Genomic DNA, 20,557 nt, shown 5'->3' with positions numbered 1-20,557 from the left:
CTTAAAACTGCCCAAACCCTGTCAGCCCGATCAAGCTCCCCGCCGCCAGCAACCACAGCGGATGAATGCGCGTCTTCAACGCCAGTACGGCGGTAAATGCGCAAATTGCCCATGCAATCGCCGTCGGGTTCGACGCTTCGGCGATCAAGGACGCGCTCGCCGCGACGATGCCTGCTGTCACCGGCACCAGTCCTGCTTGCGCGTAACGCCGCCACGGACGGTCCTTGAACCGATCCCACGCATGCAGCGCAAGAATCGTCACGAGCGACGAAGGTCCGAACTTCGCCACAGAAGTCACCAGCATCCCCGCCCAACCCGCCACGTGCCAGCCGACCAGCGTCACGATCATCAGATTGGGCCCTGGCGCCGCTTGCGCGAGCGCGAACAGCGCGCTGAATTCGCTGGCCGGCATCCAGTGATGCACATCCACCACCTGTCGCTGCATCTCCGGAAGAATCGTGTTGCCGCCACCGAACGCGAGCAGCGAAAGCTGACTGAAAATGATGGCGAGAGAAATGAGCGTGTCGTTCATCGTGCGGCCCTCGACGCGATGTAGATGCTGAGTGGCGTGAGCACCAGCATCGTAGGCAGAAGCGGCAGGCGCATGATGGCGATCGCGATGAAGCCGAGCGCCGCGATAAGCGCGGCCATCGGTTTATCCCGCAACGGCAGAAGGATTTTTACGGCCATCGAGATCAGCAGACCGGACGCTGCGGCGGCAAGACCGGCAAACAGATGGCGAATGTGTGGGTCGTTTTGCGTATGTTCGTACAGCACGCCAAGGCCGATCACCACCAGCGAGGGCCCCGCGATCAACCCGAGCAACCCCGCCAGCGCACCCGGCACGCCGCGAAAGCGCATCCCGATGGCCACCGAAAGATTGATCACATTGCCGCCCGGCAGGAATTGGCACAGGCCCAGCAAGTCGGTGAATTCCGCGTCGGTCAGCCAGCGCCGTTGCTCGACCACGGCGCGCCGCGCCAGCGGCAGTGCGCCACCGAATGAGATCAGCCCGAGGCCGAGAAAGCCGCTAAAAATTTCCCGCAATGTGGGCGTGGGCGCCCGGTCGGCCGTGATTGAAGTGAGATCGTGATCCATATCGCTAGGCTTCCAGTTCAAGCTCTGGAGGTTAGCGCCGAACCCTCGTTGGGCAAAACGATTTTTGAGCGCGCCTTTGTGATCTAGAATCACAAGCATGGCTCGTAATCTTCCTCCTTTTCCGGCGCTGCGTGCCTTCGAGGCTGCCGCACGGCATGAAAGTTTCACCGCCGCAGCGAACGAATTGCATGTGACGCACGGTGCAATTAGCCGGCAAGTCGCGGCTTTCGAAACATGGCTCGGCGTGCAGGTGTTTCATCGCCGCGGCAAGCGCGTGCGCCTGACCGACGACGGCCGCCGCTATCTGGCCACCGTCCAGGCCGCGTTCGACAGCATCGCGCTTGCTACGGATCAATTGCGTGATACGGGCGTCGTTCACGTTTTAAGGGTGAATGCGCTGCCGACTTTCGCAATGAAGTGGCTGCTGCCGCGGCTTCATCAATTCCAGCGCAAGGTGCCAAATGTGGAGCTGCGCCTATCGACTTCAAACGCACCGGTCGAAACGCTGGACGGCTTCGACGTCGCCGTGCGGCGCGGGCCGGCGCATTGGCCGAACTGCGTGAGCGGCCATTTTCTTGGCGAGAGCGAGATCCCGGTGTGCAGTCCCACTCTCCTGCAACGCTCACCAATCAAGGCGGCCGACGATCTCGCGAAGCACGTGCTGCTGCATTCGGACACGCGGCCCGATGCGTGGAGCAACTGGTTATCGGCGGCAGGGGTCACGGCGACATGCCGGAAGAAGCAGTCGTTCGACCACTTCTATCTGGCCTTGCAGGCCGCGGTGGATGGGCTCGGCGTAGCGCTCGGCCCGTTGCCTTTGCTGGCGGATGAGCTGGCATCGGGACGGCTCGTCGTGCCGTTGGCCGGTCCGCGTATCGATGCGCGCGGCTATTGGTGGGTGGCGAGGCGGGAGGTCGCGCAGGCGCCGCTAGTGGCGCAGTTCTGCGAATGGCTGCAAGCGCAGGGTGATCAGACCGACGTAGCGGAAGCGAGCGACCTGGAGGCCACTCGCTAGAACCCGCATGCGTTGCTCTGCTCAATACGCATTGAACATCAGCAAGCTGACTTCGCGCACGAGGCGCGAAGAGCCAGCATCACAGATAGAACATCCGGTCCTCATCCGATTTGGCCGGATGCGGTTCGGCTTCTTCGCGGTCTTCATAGAACTTCAGCACTGCTTCGAGCACCTGGTCCGGGTCGTCGATCACCTGCATCAAATCCATATCCGTTGGATTGATCAGGCCCATCGGCGTGAGCGAGTTCTTGAACCACGCAAGCAGGCCTTCCCAGAACTCGCCGCCCACCAGAATGATCGGCACGTGGCGCGACTTCTTGGTTTGAATCAGCGTGAGGACTTCGGCGAGCTCGTCCAGCGTGCCGAAACCGCCCGGCATGACGATCACCGCATCCGAGTTCTTCACGAACGTGACTTTGCGCGTGAAGAAATGGCGGAAGCGCAGCGAGATGTCCTGCCATTGATTGCCCGATTGCTCGTGCGGCAGTTCGATGTTCAGGCCGACCGAAGGGGCTTTGCCTGCATGGGCGCCCTTGTTGGCCGCCTCCATGATGCCGGGGCCACCGCCCGAGATGACCGCGAAGCCGGCGTCCGACAGCTTGCGTGCGATCTGCGTGGCGAGTTTGTAATACGGCGAGTTCGGTTTCAGGCGCGCTGAACCATAGATGCTGACAGCCGGACGAATCTCCGAGAGGTACTCGGTCGCCTCGATAAACTCTGCCATAATCGTGAACATCTGCCACGATGCGCGGGCCTTCTTAGCCGTAGCGCGCTCTTGATCTGCGAGTGATCGCAGACTCGGAATCACTTTTCTCTTAGTCATAATGCCTGAAGAACGAAGCCTTGAAGGTAAGACCCTGCTATTGGTCGACGGTTCGAGTTATCTGTACCGGGCCTACCATGCGATGCCTGATCTGCGCGGACCCGAGGGTGGCCCGACGGGTGCGCTCTATGGGATGATCAACATGCTGCGGCGCATGCGCAAGGAAGTTACCGCAGAGTATAGCGCGTGCGTGTTCGACGCCAAGGGCAAAACGTTCCGCGACGACTGGTATGCCGACTATAAGGCGAACCGCCCGTCGATGCCGGAGGATCTCGCGCGTCAGATCGAGCCGATTCACGTCGCCGTGCGTGCGCTCGGCTGGCCGCTCCTGATGATCGAAGGCGTCGAAGCTGACGACGTGATCGGCACGCTCAGCACCGCGGCGGAAAAGCGCGGCATGAATGTGATCGTGTCGACTGGGGACAAGGATCTGGCGCAGCTCGTGTCGGATCATGTCACCCTCATCAATACGATGACTAATGAGAAGCTCGACCGCGAAGGCGTGATTGCCAAATTCGGCGTGCCGCCGGAACGCATCATCGACTACCTGTCGTTGATCGGCGATACCGTCGACAACGTGCCCGGCGTCGAAAAATGCGGGCCGAAAACGGCGATCAAATGGCTGACGCAGTACGAAACCCTCGATGGCATCGTCGCACATGCGGACGAGATCAAAGGTGCGGTAGGAGACAATCTGCGACGTGCGCTCGATTTTCTGCCGATGGCGAAGAAACTCGTCACCGTCGAGCGCCAATGCGATCTGACCGGCCATATCGTGTCGATCGAAGAGAGCCTGGAAAGCCGGCCGGAATCGCGCGAGGAACTGCGCGACGTGTTCACGCGCAACGGCTTCAAGACCTGGCTGCGTGAGGTGGAAGTCGCCGAAGTCGTGGAAGGTCCCGAGACCGATGTACCGCCCGCGCTCACCGTGGATCACGAACGTCACTACGATACCGTGCAGACCTGGGAGCAACTCGACGCGTGGCTTGAGAAAATCAACGCCGCCGAGTTGACTGCATTCGATACCGAAACCACCTCGCTCGACCCGATGACCGCGCAAATCGTGGGCCTATCGTTGTCGGTCGAACCCGGCTATGCCGCTTATGTGCCGCTCGCGCATCGCGGTCCGGACGCACCCGTGCAACTGCCGCGCGATGAAGTGTTGGCGAAACTCAAGCCGTGGCTGGAAAGCGCCGACCACAAGAAAGTCGGCCAGCACATGAAGTACGACGAACAGGTCCTGGCGAACTACGGCATCGAAATGCGCGGCGTCGAACACGACACGCTGCTGGAATCGTACGTGCTCGAATCGCACCGTACGCACGACATGGACAGCCTCGCGCTGCGCCATCTCGGTATCAAGACGATCAAGTACGAAGAGGTCGCGGGTAAGGGCGCGTCGCAAATCGGTTTCGACGAAGTCGCGCTGGACAAAGCCGCCGAGTACGCGGCGGAAGACGCTGACATCACCTTGCGTCTGCATCAGGCCTTGTATCCGCAAGTGGCCGCGGAGAAGACGCTCGACTACGTCTATCGCGACATCGAAGTGCCGACTTCGCGCGTCTTGCGCAAGATGGAGCGCACCGGCGTGCTGATCGACGCGGAAAAGCTGCGCGCGCAAAGCAGTGAAATCGCCACGCGTCTGATTCAACTGGAAAGCGAAGCGTACGTGTTGGCCGGTGGCGAATTCAATCTTGGTTCACCGAAGCAGATCGGTCAGATCTTCTTCGAGAAGCTCGAATTGCCGGTGGTCAAGAAGACCCCGAGCGGCGCGCCGTCCACCGACGAAGAAGTGCTGCAAAAGCTCGCCGAAGACTATCCGTTGCCGAAGATCCTGCTCGAACACCGCGGTTTGTCGAAGCTGAAATCGACCTACACGGACAAGCTGCCGCGCATGGTCAACGCTCAAACCGGTCGCGTGCATACGAACTATGCGCAGGCGGTGGCGGTCACGGGCCGGCTGGCGTCGAACGATCCGAATCTGCAGAACATCCCCGTGCGTACCGGCGAAGGCCGCCGCATTCGCGAGGCGTTTATCGCCCCGCCGGGACACAAACTCGTCTCCGCCGACTACTCGCAGATCGAATTGCGCATCATGGCGCACATTTCCGGCGACGAATCCCTGCTGCGTGCGTTCTCGCAAGGCGAAGACATTCACCGCGCCACTGCCGCGGAGATTTTCAGCGTGACGCCGCTCGAAGTGTCGAACGATCAACGGCGCGTGGCGAAGGTCATCAACTTCGGCCTGATCTATGGCATGAGCGCGTTCGGTCTTGCCGCGAACCTCGGCATTACGCGCGACGCGGCCAAGTTGTATATCGACCGCTACTTCGCGCGTTATCCGGGCGTTGCGCGTTATATGGACGAAACGCGTCTGAGCGCGAAGGCCAAGGGCTACGTGGAAACGGCGTTCGGCCGCCGCCTGTGGCTGCCGGAGATCAACGGCGGTAACGGTCCGCGCCGTCAGGCCGCAGAGCGCGCGGCAATCAACGCGCCGATGCAAGGCACGGCCGCCGACTTGATCAAACTGTCGATGATCGCGGTGCAGAAGTGGATCGAAGAGTCGAAGGTCGGTACGCGCATGATCATGCAGGTGCACGACGAACTGATCCTCGAAGTGCCGGACGCGGAGTTGTCCGATGTACGTAAGCGCTTGCCGGAACTGATGTGCGGTGTCGCCGCGCTGAAAGTGCCGCTGGTCGCCGAAGTGGGCGCCGGCCTGAACTGGGAGGAAGCGCATTGACGTGCATGTGACGGCGCGCGTGATAGGCGATATCGTCGCGCGCATGTCACATATGCGTATTGATGGCTTGTGACAACCCGTGCCGCTCGCGGACAATCGCCAGGACAGACGGCGCGCGTTTCATGCTTCATGCGCGCCGTCGCGACGCATAACCCATCGGCAAATACGGAGAGTTCAATGCATCGTTTTATCGTCGTTGGCGGGGGCGCGGGGGGATTGGAACTGGCGACGCGCTTAGGCGACCGCTATTCGCCCCACAAGAACAAAGGCGGTGTGCGCGCGCAAGTGACGCTCGTCGACCGTAATCCAACCCATATCTGGAAGCCGCTGTTGCATGAAGTGGCCGCCGGCAGCATGGACCCGTTCACCCAGGAACTCGAATATGCGGCGCAGGCGCGCTGGCACGGCTTTGAGTTTCAGCAGGGCGATCTGACCGGTCTGGACCGCGCGAACAAGCGTCTCACGCTCGGTACCGTGCTCGACGACGACGGCGCCGAATTGCTGCCCGCACGCGAACTCGAATACGACACGCTGATCATCGCGATCGGCAGCACCACGGCGTTCTTCGGCGTAAAGGGTGCGCCTGAGTTTTCCTTGGCGCTCGATACGGTCAGCCAGGCGGAGCGCTTCCGCAAACGGCTGATCGCGGCATGTATGCGCGCGGAGCATCAGGTGCATGAACCGGTCGAATCGGGCCCGGGCACGTCGTCGACCTCCACTGAGCCGCGCATCCAGGTGGCGATTGTCGGCGGCGGCGCGACGGGCGTCGAACTCTCGGCTGAGTTGCGCAATACGGCCCAGGTGTTGTCCGCGTACGGTTTGCATAAGCTCGATCCGCGGCACGACGTCGGCATCGTGCTGATCGAGGCGGGGCCGCGCATTTTGCCGGCCTTGCAGGAGCGCGTGTCGACGGCCACCGCCGAATTGCTTACCAAGCTCGGTGTGAAGCTGATGATCGGCGAGACGGTGGCGGAGGTCGCGCCCGGCATGATCCGCACGGCCAGCGGCAAAACTGTACGCGCCGATCTGACGGTATGGGCGGCGGGCATCAAGGCGCCCGCCATCCTGAGTGCACTCGACGGCCTGTCGGTCAACCGTCTGGGTCAACTCATCGTTCGCCGCACGCTGCAAACCGAAGTCGACGACAACATCTTCGCCCTCGGCGATTGCGCCGCTTGCCCATGGCCGGGCAACGAGCGCAACGTGCCGCCGCGTGCGCAAGCGGCTCACCAGCAGGCGAGCTTCCTGATGAAGGCGCTTGCGGCACGGCTCGAGAATAAGCCGCTGCCCGAATTTACCTATCGCGACTTCGGTTCGCTGGTGTCGCTCGGGCACTTCAGCGCGGTCGGCAATCTGATGGGTGGCGTGATCGGCGGCAATATGCTGATCGAAGGGCTGTTCGCGCGCTTCATGTACATGTCGCTGTACCGGTTGCATATCGCGGCGCTGCACGGCTACGCGCGGATGGTGCTCGACACCTTCGCGCACTGGTTGCGACGCACCACGCTGCCGCGGGTCAAGCTGCACTGAAGGCTGACTGCGCTCGAGAAGGTTGCATCTGCAACAGGATGCGGGTGAAGCGTATCCTGTTGCCTCCAACCTTTACCTGAGGAGCGCCGCATGCTGAAACCCGATATCGACAGCCTGGTCCCGCACGTTCCCTTCAATCGACGCACCTTCATCAAAGCCGCGCTCGGCACCGGATTCGCCGCGGCCGTGCTGCCGGTGTCGGCGCAAACCATCCATACCGATAGCGACGGTCTTGAAGCCGGCGAGATTGGCGTGCGTTCGGGCGACACGCTGGTGCCGGCCTATCGCGCGCAGCCGAAGGGCAAGACGCATTTGCCAGTGATCATCGTCGTGCATGAGGCCTTTGGCGTGCACGAGCATATCGCCGATGTGTGCCGGCGCTTTGCGAAGCTGGGGTATCTGGCGATCGCCCCGAACCTGTTCGAGCGGGAGGGTGATCCTTCGGTGCTGCCGACCATCCAGCAGATCGACGATCAGATCATGAGCAAGGTGCCGGACGAGCAGGCAATGGCCGATCTCGATGCGACCGTCATGTGGGCCGGCGAACATGGCGGCGATCTGAACCGGCTCGGTGTGAACGGTTTTTGCTGGGGTGGGCGTATTGCGTGGCTGTATGCCGAACACAATCCACGGCTGAAGGCTGCCGCGGCCTGGTATGGGCGCCTAGTGGGCGCGAAGAACGCGATGACGCCGGCCAATCCGCTTGACCTGGTGGCGGATCTGCATGCGCCGGTACTGGGTTTATATGGGCTCCAGGACAAGAGTATCCCGCAAGCCACGCTCGAGCAGATGAAACAGGCCATCGCGCAGGGTCCGCGGGCGGGGCGCGGCTCGCAATTCGTCGTGTACGACGATGCGGGCCACGCGTTTTTCGCGGATTACCGGCCGAGTTACAAGGAGGCTGATGCCGAGGATGGCTGGCGACGTGCGCTGGTGTGGTTCAAGCAGCATGGGGTCGCCTGAGGGCGCGCGCTTGCCTGACCGGTTGTGCGTCTTGATGTCGTCGCTAACGTGCCAAAAGGGTGCGTCGATATGCTCGCCTTAAAGAATAAGAAAGGCCGTAGCCGCTGGAAAGCAGCCACGGCCTTTTGCTATTCGTCCCGCTTGATGGGCCGCTTAAGGATTCGGGCCCGTTGCAACCGGCCGCTTCGGATCAGAACTCCATTCGCTCCACGATCCTGCATACAGCGCCGCGCCATGCATGCCGGCGATCTCCATCGCGAGCACGTTCACGCACGCCGTCACGCCCGAGCCGCATTGCAACACGACGTGTTCCGGCGGCGTGTCGCCCAGCAACGCATGGAATTCCTCACGCAGCGTGTGGGCCGGCTTGTAGCGGCCGTCGGCGGTGAGGTTGTCCTTGAAGAACCGGTTGAGCGCGCCAGGGATATGGCCGCCGACGCGATCCAGCGTTTCGTTTTCACCGCGATAGCGATCGTTCGCGCGCGCATCGACCACGACGCGTTCTTTCGTGCCGAGATTGCGCTCGACGGTCTGCGCGTCCACGGTGACGGAGAGTGGCGCCCCCGCTTTGAAGTCACCGGTATTCTGCGCCGGCGCGTCTTGTGTCAGCGGTTGACCGGCGGCCTCCCAGGCTTGCAGTCCGCCGTCGAGCAGCGCAACCGCATCGTGGCCGAGCCAGCGCAGCAGCCACCATGCGCGCGCGGCGTACATGCCGCGTTGCGCGTCATACGCGACAACCTGCTGACCCTGCTTGAGCCCGCGCGACTCCAGCGTTTCCACCAGCCTTGCACGATCCGGCAACGGATGGCGGCCATTGTGGCCGTTCTTCGGCCCCGACAGATCGCGATCGAGGTTCAGATAGTGCGCACCCGGCAAGTGCCCGGCCAGATAGGCTTTTTCGCCCGCCTCGGTGTCCGCCAGATCGAAACGGCAGTCGATGACGAACACGCTGCCCGGCGCGGCGGCCAGCCGTTCCGCGAGGTTTGTCGCGGAGATGAGTGTGGTGTAGTGAGTGTGGGGCATGACGTCTCCAGTCCCATGCAAGATGGTTGCGGCGCTTACGCAGCGGCTTGAGGCCGTTAGCGAATGGCCGAACGATACTGATAGTCTAAACAAAAAAAGACGGGCCGAAGCCCGTCTTCCATGTTTTGATGCGGTTCGCGCCAGGATCGGCATCAAACACCGATGCATGCGGACCGCGCGCGAATCAGATCGCGCCGAGTTCACGCCGCAAGAACTCGTGGAAGTGCTGCATGCCGTCTTCCATCGGGCTCTGATACGGGCCGACCTGCGATTCGCCGCGATCCATCAGCGCGCGGCGGCCGGCGTCCATGCGTTCGGCGATCTCGTCGTCTTCGCGGGCCGTTTCCATATAGGCAGCGCGCTCGGCTTCGACAAACTCGCGTTCGAACAGCGCGATTTCCTCAGGGTAATAGAACTCCACCACATTGGTGGTTTTCTGCGGACCGCGCGGAATCAGCCACGACACGACCAGCACGTGCGGATACCACTCGATCATGATGCCGGGGTAGTACACCATCCAGATCGCGCCGAAATCAGGCGGATTGCCGCCGCGGAAGCGCAGCACCTCGTCGTGCCATTTACGGTACGTCGGGCTGCCCGGCTGCTCCAGATCCTTGTGGACGCCGACCGTCTGCACGCTGTACCACTCGCCGAATTCCCACGTCAGGTCGTCACAATTGACGAAGCTGCCGAGGCCCGGATGGAACGGCGCGACGTGGTAGTCCTCCAGATAGACCTCGATGAAGGTCTTCCAGTTGTAATTGCACTCGTGCACTTCGACGTGATCGAACATGAAGCCCGAAAAATCGAAGTGTTGCTTGGTGCCGAGGCGCGCCAGATCCCGCGCGACGTCGCGCCCCTGCGCTTCGAACAGCAGGCCTTGCCAGTTCTGCAGCGGCGTGGCGCCGAGATTCAGGCAGGGGTTATCCGCAAAATGAGGTGCGCCGAGGAGCTGGCCGTTCAGGTCGTACGTCCAGCGATGCAGGGGGCAGACGATGTTCTCCGTCTGGCCGCGGCCGTTGAGCATGATGGCTTGCCGGTGGCGGCACACGTTCGACAACAGTTCGACTTGCGACTGCTGGTTACGGACGAGCACACGCCCTTCGCTCTCGCTGGGCAGAGCAAAATAATTTCCCGCTTCGGGCACCATGAGATCGTGGCCGACGTAGCGAGGACCTTTCTTGAAAAGGGTGTCGATTTCGCGCGTTAGAAGCGCTTCGTCAAAGTAAGCCGTGACTGGCAGCTGGCTGTGGACAGACCGCAACTGCAATGCATTGCTCAGATTGGACATTCCCACTCCCGTGAAGACGTGAAAGCAGTGAACAACCCAACCATCGATAGATTCGATTTAGGGAGCCCGCGATTATACCCGATTCCCCCTCCTCGGGGCGCTTAAGTGCCTGATTTGGGTCAAAAATGTCAAGGAAGTTCACGGTTTTCGCCGCAGACCAATCGTTTTTTTTCTGCGAGACTGAGAGGCGGGCGCGAAGGGCAAAGGCGGGGCGCGGGCTGGCGATGGGATCGGAAATGTCGCTTTTGCCGTAGAATGTCCGACTTGTTTTAATTTTGCGACTATTCATGGCGAAGACCGCGTCGAAAGATACTGCTGCCGCGCCTGCTGAAGGCGTCGATACCACGCCGTTGCCCGAGAACTACGAGGCCGCCCAGGCTGAGCTGGAAGGGTTGGTGGCGCGCATGGAAGGCGGCAATCTCAGCCTCGAGGAATCGCTCACCGCCTACCGGCGCGGTGCGGCGCTCGTCGCGTTTTGCCAGCAGCAGCTCGAGAAGGTCGAGCAACAGGTGCGCGTGCTCGATGGCGAGACGCTGAAGCCGCTGCCTATGAATAGCGCAGGCACAGCCGCTACTGAAAGCGGGGACGACCTATGACATTCGAACAATGGACACGCTCGGTACTCGAACGTGTCGAATCGGCACTAGAACACTATCTGCCCACGGAAGCGACTGAGCCGGCCAAACTGCATGAAGCCATGCGCTACGCCGTGCTGGGCGGTGGCAAGCGGGTGCGCCCGCTGCTGTGCCACGCGGCCGGCGAGCTGACCGGCGCGCGCGCCGAGTGCCTGGATGCGGCCGCGGCGGCGCTGGAAATGATCCACGTGTACTCGCTCGTGCACGACGACATGCCCTGCATGGACGACGACGCGCTGCGTCGCGGCAAGCCCACGGTGCACGTCAAGTATGACGAAGCCACGGCGCTGCTGGTCGGCGACGCGCTGCAAGCGCAGGCATTCGTCGCGTTGACGTCGGATGTGCTGGCGCCGGCGCAGCAGGCCGCGCTGGTGCGTGAACTGGCCTTGGCGAGCGGCTCGATCGGCATGTGCGGCGGCCAGGCTATTGATCTCGCGAGTGTCGGCCATACGCTGACGCGCCCGCAGCTCGAAACCATGCACCGGATGAAAACCGGCGCCTTGTTGCGTGCCGCGGTGCGCATGGGCGCGCTGGCGGGCGAAACGCCGAATGCGGACGCCATGCGTTCGCTCGACGCGTACGCGGCCGCCGTAGGCCTCGCGTTTCAGGTTGTCGACGATATTCTCGACGTGACGACCGATTCCGCGACGCTTGGCAAGACCGCAGGTAAAGACGCGAAGGACGGGAAGCCGACCTACGTGTCGATTATTGGGCTGGATGCGTCGCGTGCGCTCGCAGCGCAACTGCGCAGCGACGCCCACGCTGCGATTGCGCCGTTTGGTGCGCGCGCGCAGCGTCTTGCCGAATTGGCCGACCTGGTGGTGAACCGGGTTAGCTGAACGCGAAAGCCCGCCGCCGCGCACCTTTGCTACGGGGTGCATGTATGAAGTGCGGGCGCGTAAGTTTTCCTACAATGGAACGACGATGTACGACTTGCTGAAAACTATCGACGACCCGGCAGCCTTGCGCCGCCTCGATCGCCGCCAATTGCAACCGCTTGCCGACGAGTTGCGTGCCTTCGTGCTCGACAGCGTATCGCAGACGGGCGGCCATCTTTCGTCCAACCTCGGCACGGTCGAGTTGACCATTGCTCTGCACTATGTGTTCGACACGCCGCGCGACCGGATCGTGTGGGATGTCGGCCATCAAACCTACCCGCACAAGATCCTGACGGGCCGCCGCGACAAGATGCACACGCTGCGTCAGCTCGGCGGCATCTCGGGCTTTCCGAAGCGCGACGAGTCGGAATACGACACCTTCGGCACCGCGCACTCCAGCACGTCGATCTCGGCGGCGCTTGGCATGGCCGTTGCCAGTAAGCTGCAGGGCGAGAACCGCATGGGCATCGCCGTGATCGGCGACGGCGCGATGACGGCCGGCATGGCCTTCGAGGCGATGAACAACGCCGGCGTCGAAGACGACGTGCCGCTGCTGGTCATCCTGAACGATAACGACATGTCGATTTCGCCGCCGGTCGGCGCGTTGAATCGCCATCTGGCGCGCCTGATGTCGGGCCGTTTCTACGCCGCCGCGCGTGCGGGCGTCGAACGTGTGCTGCGCGTCGCGCCGCCTATGCTCGATCTGGCCCGCAAGCTCGAAGAGCACGCGAAGGGCATGATCGTGCCGGCTACGCTGTTCGAAGAGTTCGGTTTCAACTACATCGGCCCGATCGACGGTCACGACCTCGATTCGCTGATCCCGACGCTGCAGAACATCAAGGAACTGCGCGGTCCGCAATTCCTGCACGTCGTCACGAAGAAGGGGCAGGGCTACAAGCTGGCCGAGGCCGATCCGGTGCTGTATCACGGCCCGGGCAAGTTCAATCCGGCTGAGGGCATCAAGCCCGCCACCACGCCGTCGAAAAAGACGTACACGCAGGTGTTCGGCGAATGGCTGTGCGACGCGGCCGAGCTGGACGCGCGCGTGGTCGGTATTACGCCGGCCATGCGTGAAGGCTCGGGCATGGTCGAGTTCGAGAAGCGCTTCCCGGATCGTTACTTCGACGTCGGCATCGCCGAGCAGCACGCAGTGACGTTCGCCGGCGGCCTGGCTGCGGACGGCATGAAGCCTGTGGTCGCGATTTACTCGACCTTCCTGCAACGTGCTTACGACCAGTTGATCCACGACGTCGCGCTGCAGAACCTGCCGGTGGTGTTCGCCATCGACCGCGCGGGTCTGGTCGGCGCGGACGGCGCCACGCACGCGGGTGCTTACGATCTGGCGTTCATGCGCTGCATCCCGAACATGACGGTGATGGCTGCGTCGGACGAAAACGAATGCCGCCAGATGCTGTACACGGCATTGCAGCAGCCGAACCCGACGGCAGTGCGCTACCCGCGCGGCGCCGGCACGGGCGTGGCAACCGTCAAGCAAATGACGGCGCTGCCGCTCGGCAAGGGCGAGGTCCGTCGCGAAACGTCGCAACCGGCCGGCAAGCGGATTGCGATTCTGGCATTCGGCACGATGGTTGCGCCCTCGCTGGCGGCCGCTGAGCAACTGGACGCCACGGTGGCGAACATGCGCTTCGTGAAGCCGCTGGACGCCGAACTGGTCCGTCAGCTCGCCGAAACGCACGACGCCATCGTCACGGTGGAAGAAGGCTGCGTGATGGGCGGCGCGGGATCGGCATGCGTCGAAGCCCTGCTTGAGAGTGGAGTTATCCGGCCCGTACTACAATTGGGCCTTCCGGATCGCTTCATCGATCATGGGGATCCGGCCAAGTTGCTCGCCGCCTGCGGTCTGGACGCAGCGGGCATCGCCAAGTCGATTCGCGAACGCTTTCTTTCCAGCGGCGCGGTCGCTGGCCAATCCTCGGTGAAGCGCGTCGCTTAGTTGCGTCACTCAGTTGCCTCACTTAGCGGCGTGGATTGGCTGAGTCGTTCAGCTGCACTGCCGTGCGCTACGCCGCGGCTATGGCGGCCATAGCAATCTCCAACTTGAGTCGATGGACCTTCGGGTCCATCATCCAACGCCGGCAGGGGCCGGCGTTTGCCGTTGCGCGACCTGATTCGCACGGCCGCTGAGCGCCCTCAAACGTGTCGCTTTGCGACACCCGCCGATGGGGTCCTCCAATCCCTGAAGGGGCTTCCTTCGGGGCGGGGGACTTCCTGCGGAGCGGAAAACATGGGACGGCCCGGCGTTTCCTGAAAGGACAAGAATATGAACCAGATGAATCCCGCCTTTGTGATGCCCGACGTGCAGAGCACGCCCGATACGCGTCAGATCCCGATTCAACGAGTCGGCGTCAAGGCAGTGCGCCATCCGTTGACGGTGCGCACGCAAGGCGGCGAAGTGCAGCCTTCTGTAGGCACGTGGAATCTCGACGTGCATCTGCCCGCCGATCAGAAGGGCACGCACATGTCGCGCTTCGTCGCGCTGCTTGAAGAGAACAAGGCGCCGCTCGAGGCGGCCACGTTTCGCACCATGCTCGCCGCGATGCTGGAAAAGCTCGAGGCCGAGGCAGGCCGAATCGAAGTGTCGTTCCCGTACTTCGTGAATAAGACCGCGCCGGTGTCCGGCGTGCAAAGTCTGCTCGACTACGAAGTGACGTTGACGGGCGAGACCCGCAACGGCGCGACGCGTCTGTTCCTGAAGGTGCTGGTGCCGGTCACGAGCCTGTGCCCATGCTCTAAGAAAATTTCGCAGTACGGCGCGCACAACCAGCGCTCGCACGTCACGATCAACGCGGAGCTAGTGGGCGACGTGGCGGTGGAAGAGCTGGTTCGTATCGCGGAAGAAGAAGCCTCGTGCGAACTGTGGGGTTTGCTCAAGCGTCCGGATGAGAAGTTCGTCACCGAACGTGCCTATGAAAATCCGAAGTTCGTCGAGGACCTTGTGCGTGACGTTGCGCAGCGTCTGAATGCAGACGAGCGCATCGTCGCTTATGTGCTCGAAGCTGAGAACTTCGAATCGATTCACAATCACAGCGCGTATGCAGTGATCGAGCGGGATAAGCGGGCGGCGTGATCACGCTTTAGCTTCTTGCTTTCCGCAAATAGAAAAAGCCGCTTTCGAAGCGGCTTTTTCTATGGGGTTGCCATTGTCATCGTGTGGCCCGGTATGCGAAGGGCGTCGCGGCCTCGTTGCGGGCTCAGCGTGCGAGGGAAGTCAAATCCCAACGCGGCTTTACGGTGAACGCGTAGTCTTTACCCGATTGATCGGGCCAGCGTTGCAATCGCAATGCGCCTGCCAACGCGATCATCGCGCCGTTGTCCGTACACAGCGACAAATCGGGGTAGTGCACAAAGAAATTGCGTTTCTTCGCCGCGGCGGAAAGCGCTTCACGCAGTTGCCGGTTTGCACCGACGCCGCCTGCGACCACCAGCCGATTAAGCTTGGTCCGTTTGAGCGCGGCCAGCGATTTCGCCGCCAGCACTTCCACGGCCGCATCGACGAAACCGCGCGCCAGATCCGCTTTCGCCTGCTCGCAGATATTCGCGCCGCCGAGCTTCTTCGCGTGCGTGAGGACAGCGGTCTTCAGCCCGCTGAAGCTGAAATCGAGGTCACCGGAATGCAGCATGGGACGCGGCAGGACCACTGCACCGGGCGTGCCGAATTCCGCCATCCGCGACACTTCCGGGCCGCCCGGATAGCCTAGGCCCAGCAGCTTGGCGGTTTTGTCGAAAGCTTCGCCGGCGGCGTCGTCCAGCGTTTCGCCGAGCGTCTCGTAGACGCCCACATCCGTGACGCGCATCAACTGCGTGTGGCCGCCCGACACCAGCAGCGCGACGAACGGAAACGGCGGCGGCTCGTCCACCAGCAGCGGTGACAGTAAATGCCCTTCGAGATGGTGGATGCCGATGGTCGGCTTGTCCCACGCCATGGCCAGCGAATTCGCCACGCTCGCGCCGACCAGCAGCGCGCCCGCGAGGCCAGGGCCTTGCGTATAGGCGATCGCGTCGATGTCGCTGCGCACCGTGCCGGCGCGTTCCATCACCTCTTCGAGCAGCGGCAGCGCGCGACGAATATGGTCGCGCGACGCCAATTCCGGCACCACGCCGCCGTACTCCCGGTGCATCGCAATTTGCGAATGCAGCGCGTGCGCGAGCAGTCCGCGCTCTGTGTCGTAGAGCGCGAGACCGGTTTCGTCGCAGGAGCTTTCGATGCCGAGAACGAGCATGATGGGTGGGGTTTGAATGGGAGCGAGAGTGAAGCCACCCCAGCGCCCAAAAGTGAAAAGGCAAGCCTGAAAGTATAGCAGTGCGGGCAGGGAGCCGCAGGCGCGCAGGTACAATGCGGCCCCATGGAATCCTTCGATATCGCAGTGATCGGCGCGGGCGCGGCCGGCATGATGTGCGCGGCCGTGGCCGGGCAACTCGGCCGTCGCGTGGTGCTGATCGACCACTCGCAGCGCCTCGCGGAGAAAATCCGCATTTCCGGTGGCGGCCGGTGCAATTTCACGAATCTGTATGCCGGACCGGCCAATTACCTGTCGGCCAATCCCCATTTCTGCCGCTCGGCGCTGGCGCGCTATACGCCGCGCGACTTCATGGCGCTGCTCAAGCGCCATCACGTGACGTGGCACGAGAAGCATAAGGGGCAACTGTTCTGCGACCAGTCGAGCGACGCGGTCATCAACGTACTGAAGAACGAATGCGACGCGGGCCGCATTGCGTGGCGCACGCCGCTCGCGGTCGACCAGGTGCGGCATGACGCCGAAGGACGGTTCACGCTGGACACCCACTCCGGCCCGATCACGGCCCGCGCGCTCGTGGTGGCGACCGGCGGCCTGTCGATCCCCAAGATCGGCGCCACTGATTTCGCCTATCGCCTCGCCAAGCAATTCGGCCATAAGCTGATCGACACCCGCCCCGCGCTGGTGCCGCTGACCTTTGCTCCGGCCGACTGGGAGCCGTTCTCGGCGCTCTCCGGCGTGTCGCTCGAAGTGCAACTGGCGACCGGCAACAAGAAGACCGGCTCCGAGTTCAACGAGGACCTGCTGCTCACGCACCGCGGCCTGTCGGGCCCGGGGGTTCTGCAGATTTCGAGCTACTGGCAGCCCGGCGAGCCGATTCACATCAATTTGCTGCCCGAGCAGGACGCCACCACCGCGTTGCTGGAAGCCAAAACCGGCACGAAGCGCCAGATCGCCAATCTGCTCTCGGAATGGGTGCCACAACGGCTCGCCCACGTCTGGCTGGAAACCCACCAGATTTCCGCCGAAGCGCGCGTGGCCGATCTGCCTGACAAGACGCTACGCCGCATCGGTGAGGCCCTGTCGCGCTGGACGCTCACCCCGAACGGCACCGAAGGCTACCGCAAGGCCGAAGTCACGCGCGGCGGCATCGATACGCGCGAGCTGTCGTCGGCGTCGATGATGAGCGCCCGCACGCCGGGTTTGTACTTCATCGGCGAGGCGGTCGACGTGACTGGCTGGCTCGGCGGCTACAATTTCCAGTGGGCGTGGGCCTCCGGCGTGGCGGCCGGCCAGGCGTCCGCGGAGTACGTTTTAGGGGCTTGACGGCGCATTAGCTTTGTGAGAAAGCTCTGCTATACTCCTGAACCTTTACAAAGTCCCGTTATTGAAAAATGACGACCGTCCATGTAAAAGACAACGAGCCGTTTGAAGTGGCCATGCGCCGCTTCAAGCGCACGATGGAGAAAAACGGGCTGCTAACGGAACTTCGCGCCCGCGAGTTTTACGAAAAGCCTACGGCTGAGCGCAAGCGCAAGAAGGCGGCTGCGGTTAAGCGTCATTTCAAGCGTCTGCGTGGCCAGATGCTGCCAAAGAAGTTCTACTGATTCTGGCGTTGCCGCGGTTCCCGTTGAACGGAGCGGCGACATCCAACGGTGACGGCACAGCAGGTGCCATCGCGGAAAACACGGCCCTTCGGGCCAGCCGGCAGGGTCGCATCCACTACGCAAAATTGCGCCAACCCGCTTGAGGAAGCAGTCCCAAGCGGGCGTTTGTGTTGGATGTGGCGTATTGATACGGCGCATTGGTACCGTAAGCGGCCGGTTTTTAAATTTTCAACGCATTCAGGTGAGTGATGAGCCTCAAGGACCAGATCAACGACGACATGAAAGCGGCCATGCGGGCGCGTGAGACCGAGCGTCTCGGCACGATCCGCCTGCTGCTCGCCGCGGTCAAGCAACGCGAAGTCGACGAACGCGTCACCCTTGACGACGCGGCGATCACCGCCGTCATCGACAAGATGATCAAGCAGCGCAAAGACTCGATCAGCCAGTTCGAAGCCGCTGGCCGCACGGATCTGGCCGACAAGGAAAAGGCCGAACTGGCCATCCTGTCCGCCTATATGCCGGCGCAGATGTCCGAAGCGGAGATCGTTGCCGAAGTTCAGGCCGCGGTCGCGCAAACCGGCGCTGCGGGCCCGCAGGACATGGGCAAGGTGATGGGCGTGCTCAAGCCGAAGCTGGCCGGTCGCGCCGACATGACCGCTGTCTCGGCGCAAGTCAAAGCCGCGCTCGCGAAGTAATTCCTGTATTTCCGGTCTGCGCGTGCCGTTGTTCGACGGCGCGCACAGCCTTGAGCTTTTTAGGTAGCGTCATTCACTGTGATTCCACCGTCATTCCTGCAGGACCTGCTCAACCGCGTCGATATCGTCGACGTGGTCGGCCGGTACGTGCAGTTGAAAAAGGGCGGCGCGAACTTCATGGGGCTGTGCCCGTTTCACAACGAGAAGAGCCCTTCGTTTACGGTTAGTCCGACTAAACAGTTCTATCACTGCTTCGGCTGCGGCGCGCACGGTACGGCCATCGGCTTCCTGATGGAGCACGTTGGGTCCACGTTCCCCGAGGCGGTCAACGAACTCGCGCAATCGGTCGGGTTGACCGTGCCGAACGAGCCTTCGCCGGGCTATGGCGGCGGTGGCGGCTCCGGCGGGTATTCGCCGGGTGCGTCCAAGGCGGTGACCACGGCGCTGTCCGATGTCATGCAGACCGCCTGCGATTTCTACCGCAAGCAGTTGCGTGTCGCGCCGGTCGCGATCCAGTATCTGAAGAAACGCGGTCTGACCGGCGAGATCGCCGCCCGTTTTGGCCTCGGCTATGCGCCGGACGGCTGGCAGAACCTCGAACCGGCCTTCCCCAACTATCGGGATGATTCGCTGGTCGAGTCCGGTCTCGTGATCGTCAGCGAAAAGTCGGACGCACAAGGTCAGAACCGCCGGTACGACCGCTTTCGCGAGCGGATCATGTTCCCGATACGGAATGTGAAAGGGCAGGTGATCGGCTTCGGCGGGCGCGTGCTGGACGGCGGTGAACCCAAATATTTGAATTCGCCGGAAACGCCTCTATTTAACAAAGGCAGCGAGCTTTACGGGCTCTTCGAGGCCCGTCTGGCGATTCGTGAACAGCATTACGTGCTGGTGGTCGAAGGCTATATGGACGTGGTCGCGCTGGCCCAATTGGGGTTCCAGAACGCGGTCGCCACGCTCGGCACGGCCTGCACGCCGATTCATGTGCAGAAACTGATGCGCCAGACCGATACGGTCATCTTCAGCTTCGACGGCGATTCGGCGGGGCGCCGCGCCGCGCGCCGTGCGCTGGACGCCTGCCTGCCCCACGCGGCGGACAACCGGACCATCCGGTTCCTGTTTCTGCCGTCCGAGCACGATCCGGACAGCTACGTGCGTGAATTCGGCACAGAAGCGTTCGCCGAGCAGGTCGAGCGCGCCATGCCGCTGTCGCAGTTCATGCTGAACGAGGTGTTGGCCGGCAAGGAGCTGGATCAGCCGGAAGGCCGCGCCCGTGCGCTGTTCGACGCGAAACCGCTGCTGCAGCAGCTGCCCGCGAATGCGCTGCGCGCGCAGATCATGCATATGTTTGCCGACCGGCTCGACGTGCCGTTCGAGGAAGTGGCCGCTTTATGCGAAGTCGACGCCCGGATCGCGGCGGCCGCCCGATCGGCGCCGGCCCGCAAGGACCGGCGCAGTGTGACCGGGATCGAAGAAAAGACGCTGCGTAATTTGGTGATGTATCCGCGGACCGTGGCGGTGCTCGACGAGGAAGCCGAACAGGCGCTTCTGAGCGTCACGCGGCACGGCGAGCTGTTCGAAGAAGTGACGACGCATGCGCGCGCGCTGGGCGATTCGGCGGAGTTTCAGTTGCTGTCCGACCTATTGCGAAACGGCGCAAATGCCCCAACTTTCGAGGAAATCTTTCGCAAAATTCTAGACTATGATGAAAACGTCCGGGATTTGCTGCTGAAGGACCCGGAGGATGCGACCGTCATCGAGGAACGGCGCGAGCAGGAACGGATCGTCGGAGAGGAGTTGAAAGCGGCGATTCTGAAGATGCGATACGACGCTTACTGCGATCGCCTCGAGCAGCTTTCGCTGCAATCCCGGCACACGCCGGAGGAGTTTGCGGAGCTGACGGGCCTGAATCAGAAGCGGGCTGAGATGAAGCGCCAGCTCGGGCTGTAAGCGGGATGGCAGAAAGCTGAGTGCTATAATAAAAAGTTTCTAGCGGTTTG

18 protein-coding genes are annotated in these 20,557 nt (G+C 62.5%); 12 read left to right on the top strand and 6 right to left on the bottom strand.

The genetic code is table 11. The features are described from left to right. Position 1: 1 nt before the first annotated feature. Positions 2 to 532, bottom strand: coding sequence for a chromate transporter (locus M0D64_RS00830; RefSeq protein ID WP_154557912.1), 531 nt, complete (start codon positions 530 to 532; stop codon positions 2 to 4). Further along, positions 529 to 1,098, bottom strand: a complete 570-nt coding sequence (locus M0D64_RS00825) for a chromate transporter (protein ID WP_266237969.1) — start codon at positions 1,096 to 1,098, stop codon at positions 529 to 531. The genes M0D64_RS00830 and M0D64_RS00825 overlap by 4 nt, the downstream gene beginning before the upstream one ends. A gap of 97 nt (positions 1,099 to 1,195) precedes the next feature. Between M0D64_RS00825 and M0D64_RS00820 the strand changes: the two genes are divergently transcribed. After that, entirely contained in the window at positions 1,196 to 2,113 is a 918-nt protein-coding gene (locus M0D64_RS00820) for a transcriptional regulator GcvA (RefSeq protein ID WP_154557910.1), read from the top strand. Positions 2,114 to 2,192: 79 nt separating this feature from the next. On the opposite strand, the gene M0D64_RS00815 is transcribed toward M0D64_RS00820, so the two are convergent. After that, complete coding sequence (locus tag M0D64_RS00815; RefSeq protein ID WP_054034825.1) at positions 2,193 to 2,936, bottom strand: TIGR00730 family Rossman fold protein; 744 nt, start codon at positions 2,934 to 2,936, stop codon at positions 2,193 to 2,195. A 1-nt stretch (position 2,937) separates the two neighbouring features. On the opposite strand from M0D64_RS00815, the gene polA reads away from it, so the two are divergent. The 3 genes from polA to M0D64_RS00800 all read left to right on the top strand — a co-directional run bounded on the left by polA (position 2,938) and on the right by M0D64_RS00800 (position 8,172). Then, positions 2,938 to 5,679: a DNA polymerase I gene (gene polA, locus M0D64_RS00810; protein WP_266256298.1), complete on the top strand. Its 2,742-nt coding sequence runs from the start codon at positions 2,938 to 2,940 to the stop codon at positions 5,677 to 5,679. A 177-nt stretch (positions 5,680 to 5,856) separates the two neighbouring features. Further along, positions 5,857 to 7,209: an NAD(P)/FAD-dependent oxidoreductase gene (locus M0D64_RS00805; protein WP_266256297.1), complete on the top strand. Its 1,353-nt coding sequence runs from the start codon at positions 5,857 to 5,859 to the stop codon at positions 7,207 to 7,209. A 90-nt stretch (positions 7,210 to 7,299) separates the two neighbouring features. After that, positions 7,300 to 8,172, top strand: coding sequence for a dienelactone hydrolase family protein (locus M0D64_RS00800; RefSeq protein WP_266256296.1), 873 nt, complete (start codon positions 7,300 to 7,302; stop codon positions 8,170 to 8,172). Between the two features lie 153 nt (positions 8,173 to 8,325). Here the strand turns inward: M0D64_RS00800 and M0D64_RS00795 are convergent, their stop codons facing one another. Then, the gene (locus tag M0D64_RS00795; protein WP_266256295.1) at positions 8,326 to 9,195 is read right to left on the bottom strand and encodes a sulfurtransferase; all 870 of its coding nucleotides are present in this window, start codon (positions 9,193 to 9,195) and stop codon (positions 8,326 to 8,328) included. 184 nt (positions 9,196 to 9,379) lie between these two features. Further along, entirely contained in the window at positions 9,380 to 10,486 is a 1,107-nt protein-coding gene (locus M0D64_RS00790) for an aromatic ring-hydroxylating dioxygenase subunit alpha (protein WP_266256294.1), read from the bottom strand. Positions 10,487 to 10,773: 287 nt separating this feature from the next. On the opposite strand from M0D64_RS00790, the gene M0D64_RS00785 reads away from it, so the two are divergent. From M0D64_RS00785 to folE2, 4 genes are all read left to right on the top strand, one after another. Then, a complete protein-coding gene (locus M0D64_RS00785; RefSeq protein WP_054034828.1) occupies positions 10,774 to 11,082 on the top strand; it encodes an exodeoxyribonuclease VII small subunit in 309 nt (102 codons plus the stop codon). After that, a complete protein-coding gene (locus M0D64_RS00780; protein ID WP_054034829.1) occupies positions 11,079 to 11,960 on the top strand; it encodes a polyprenyl synthetase family protein in 882 nt (293 codons plus the stop codon). The genes M0D64_RS00785 and M0D64_RS00780 overlap by 4 nt, the downstream gene beginning before the upstream one ends. An 85-nt stretch (positions 11,961 to 12,045) precedes the next feature. Then, on the top strand, positions 12,046 to 13,953 hold the full coding sequence (gene dxs, locus M0D64_RS00775; protein ID WP_266237984.1) for a 1-deoxy-D-xylulose-5-phosphate synthase: 1,908 nt from the start codon (positions 12,046 to 12,048) through the stop codon (positions 13,951 to 13,953). A gap of 327 nt (positions 13,954 to 14,280) precedes the next feature. Continuing rightward, positions 14,281 to 15,087: a GTP cyclohydrolase FolE2 gene (gene folE2, locus M0D64_RS00770; RefSeq protein WP_266237986.1), complete on the top strand. Its 807-nt coding sequence runs from the start codon at positions 14,281 to 14,283 to the stop codon at positions 15,085 to 15,087. A gap of 124 nt (positions 15,088 to 15,211) precedes the next feature. Here folE2 and tsaD read toward each other — a convergent pair whose 3' ends face one another. Next, positions 15,212 to 16,240: a tRNA (adenosine(37)-N6)-threonylcarbamoyltransferase complex transferase subunit TsaD gene (gene tsaD / locus M0D64_RS00765; protein WP_097394777.1), complete on the bottom strand. Its 1,029-nt coding sequence runs from the start codon at positions 16,238 to 16,240 to the stop codon at positions 15,212 to 15,214. A 123-nt stretch (positions 16,241 to 16,363) separates the two neighbouring features. Between tsaD and M0D64_RS00760 the strand changes: the two genes are divergently transcribed. The 4 genes from M0D64_RS00760 (at position 16,364) to dnaG (ending at position 20,507) form a co-directional block, all read left to right on the top strand. Then, a complete protein-coding gene (locus M0D64_RS00760) occupies positions 16,364 to 17,581 on the top strand; it encodes an NAD(P)/FAD-dependent oxidoreductase (protein WP_266256293.1) in 1,218 nt (405 codons plus the stop codon). Between the two features lie 68 nt (positions 17,582 to 17,649). After that, a complete protein-coding gene (gene rpsU / locus M0D64_RS00755; RefSeq protein WP_115778899.1) occupies positions 17,650 to 17,862 on the top strand; it encodes a 30S ribosomal protein S21 in 213 nt (70 codons plus the stop codon). A gap of 248 nt (positions 17,863 to 18,110) precedes the next feature. Beyond that, the gene (locus M0D64_RS00750) at positions 18,111 to 18,557 is read left to right on the top strand and encodes a GatB/YqeY domain-containing protein (protein WP_028196181.1); all 447 of its coding nucleotides are present in this window, start codon (positions 18,111 to 18,113) and stop codon (positions 18,555 to 18,557) included. 78 nt (positions 18,558 to 18,635) lie between these two features. Further along, entirely contained in the window at positions 18,636 to 20,507 is a 1,872-nt protein-coding gene (gene dnaG, locus M0D64_RS00745; protein ID WP_266256292.1) for a DNA primase, read from the top strand. The last annotated feature ends 50 nt before the right edge of the window (positions 20,508 to 20,557 follow it).

Origin of the sequence: Paraburkholderia sp. WS6, assembly GCF_030464835.1 — a bacterium.
GTDB classification, from domain to species: domain Bacteria; phylum Pseudomonadota; class Gammaproteobacteria; order Burkholderiales; family Burkholderiaceae; genus Paraburkholderia; species Paraburkholderia madseniana.
The sequence above is the reverse complement of the archived record's forward strand: the minus strand, read 5'-3'. Positions and strand labels throughout refer to the sequence as shown.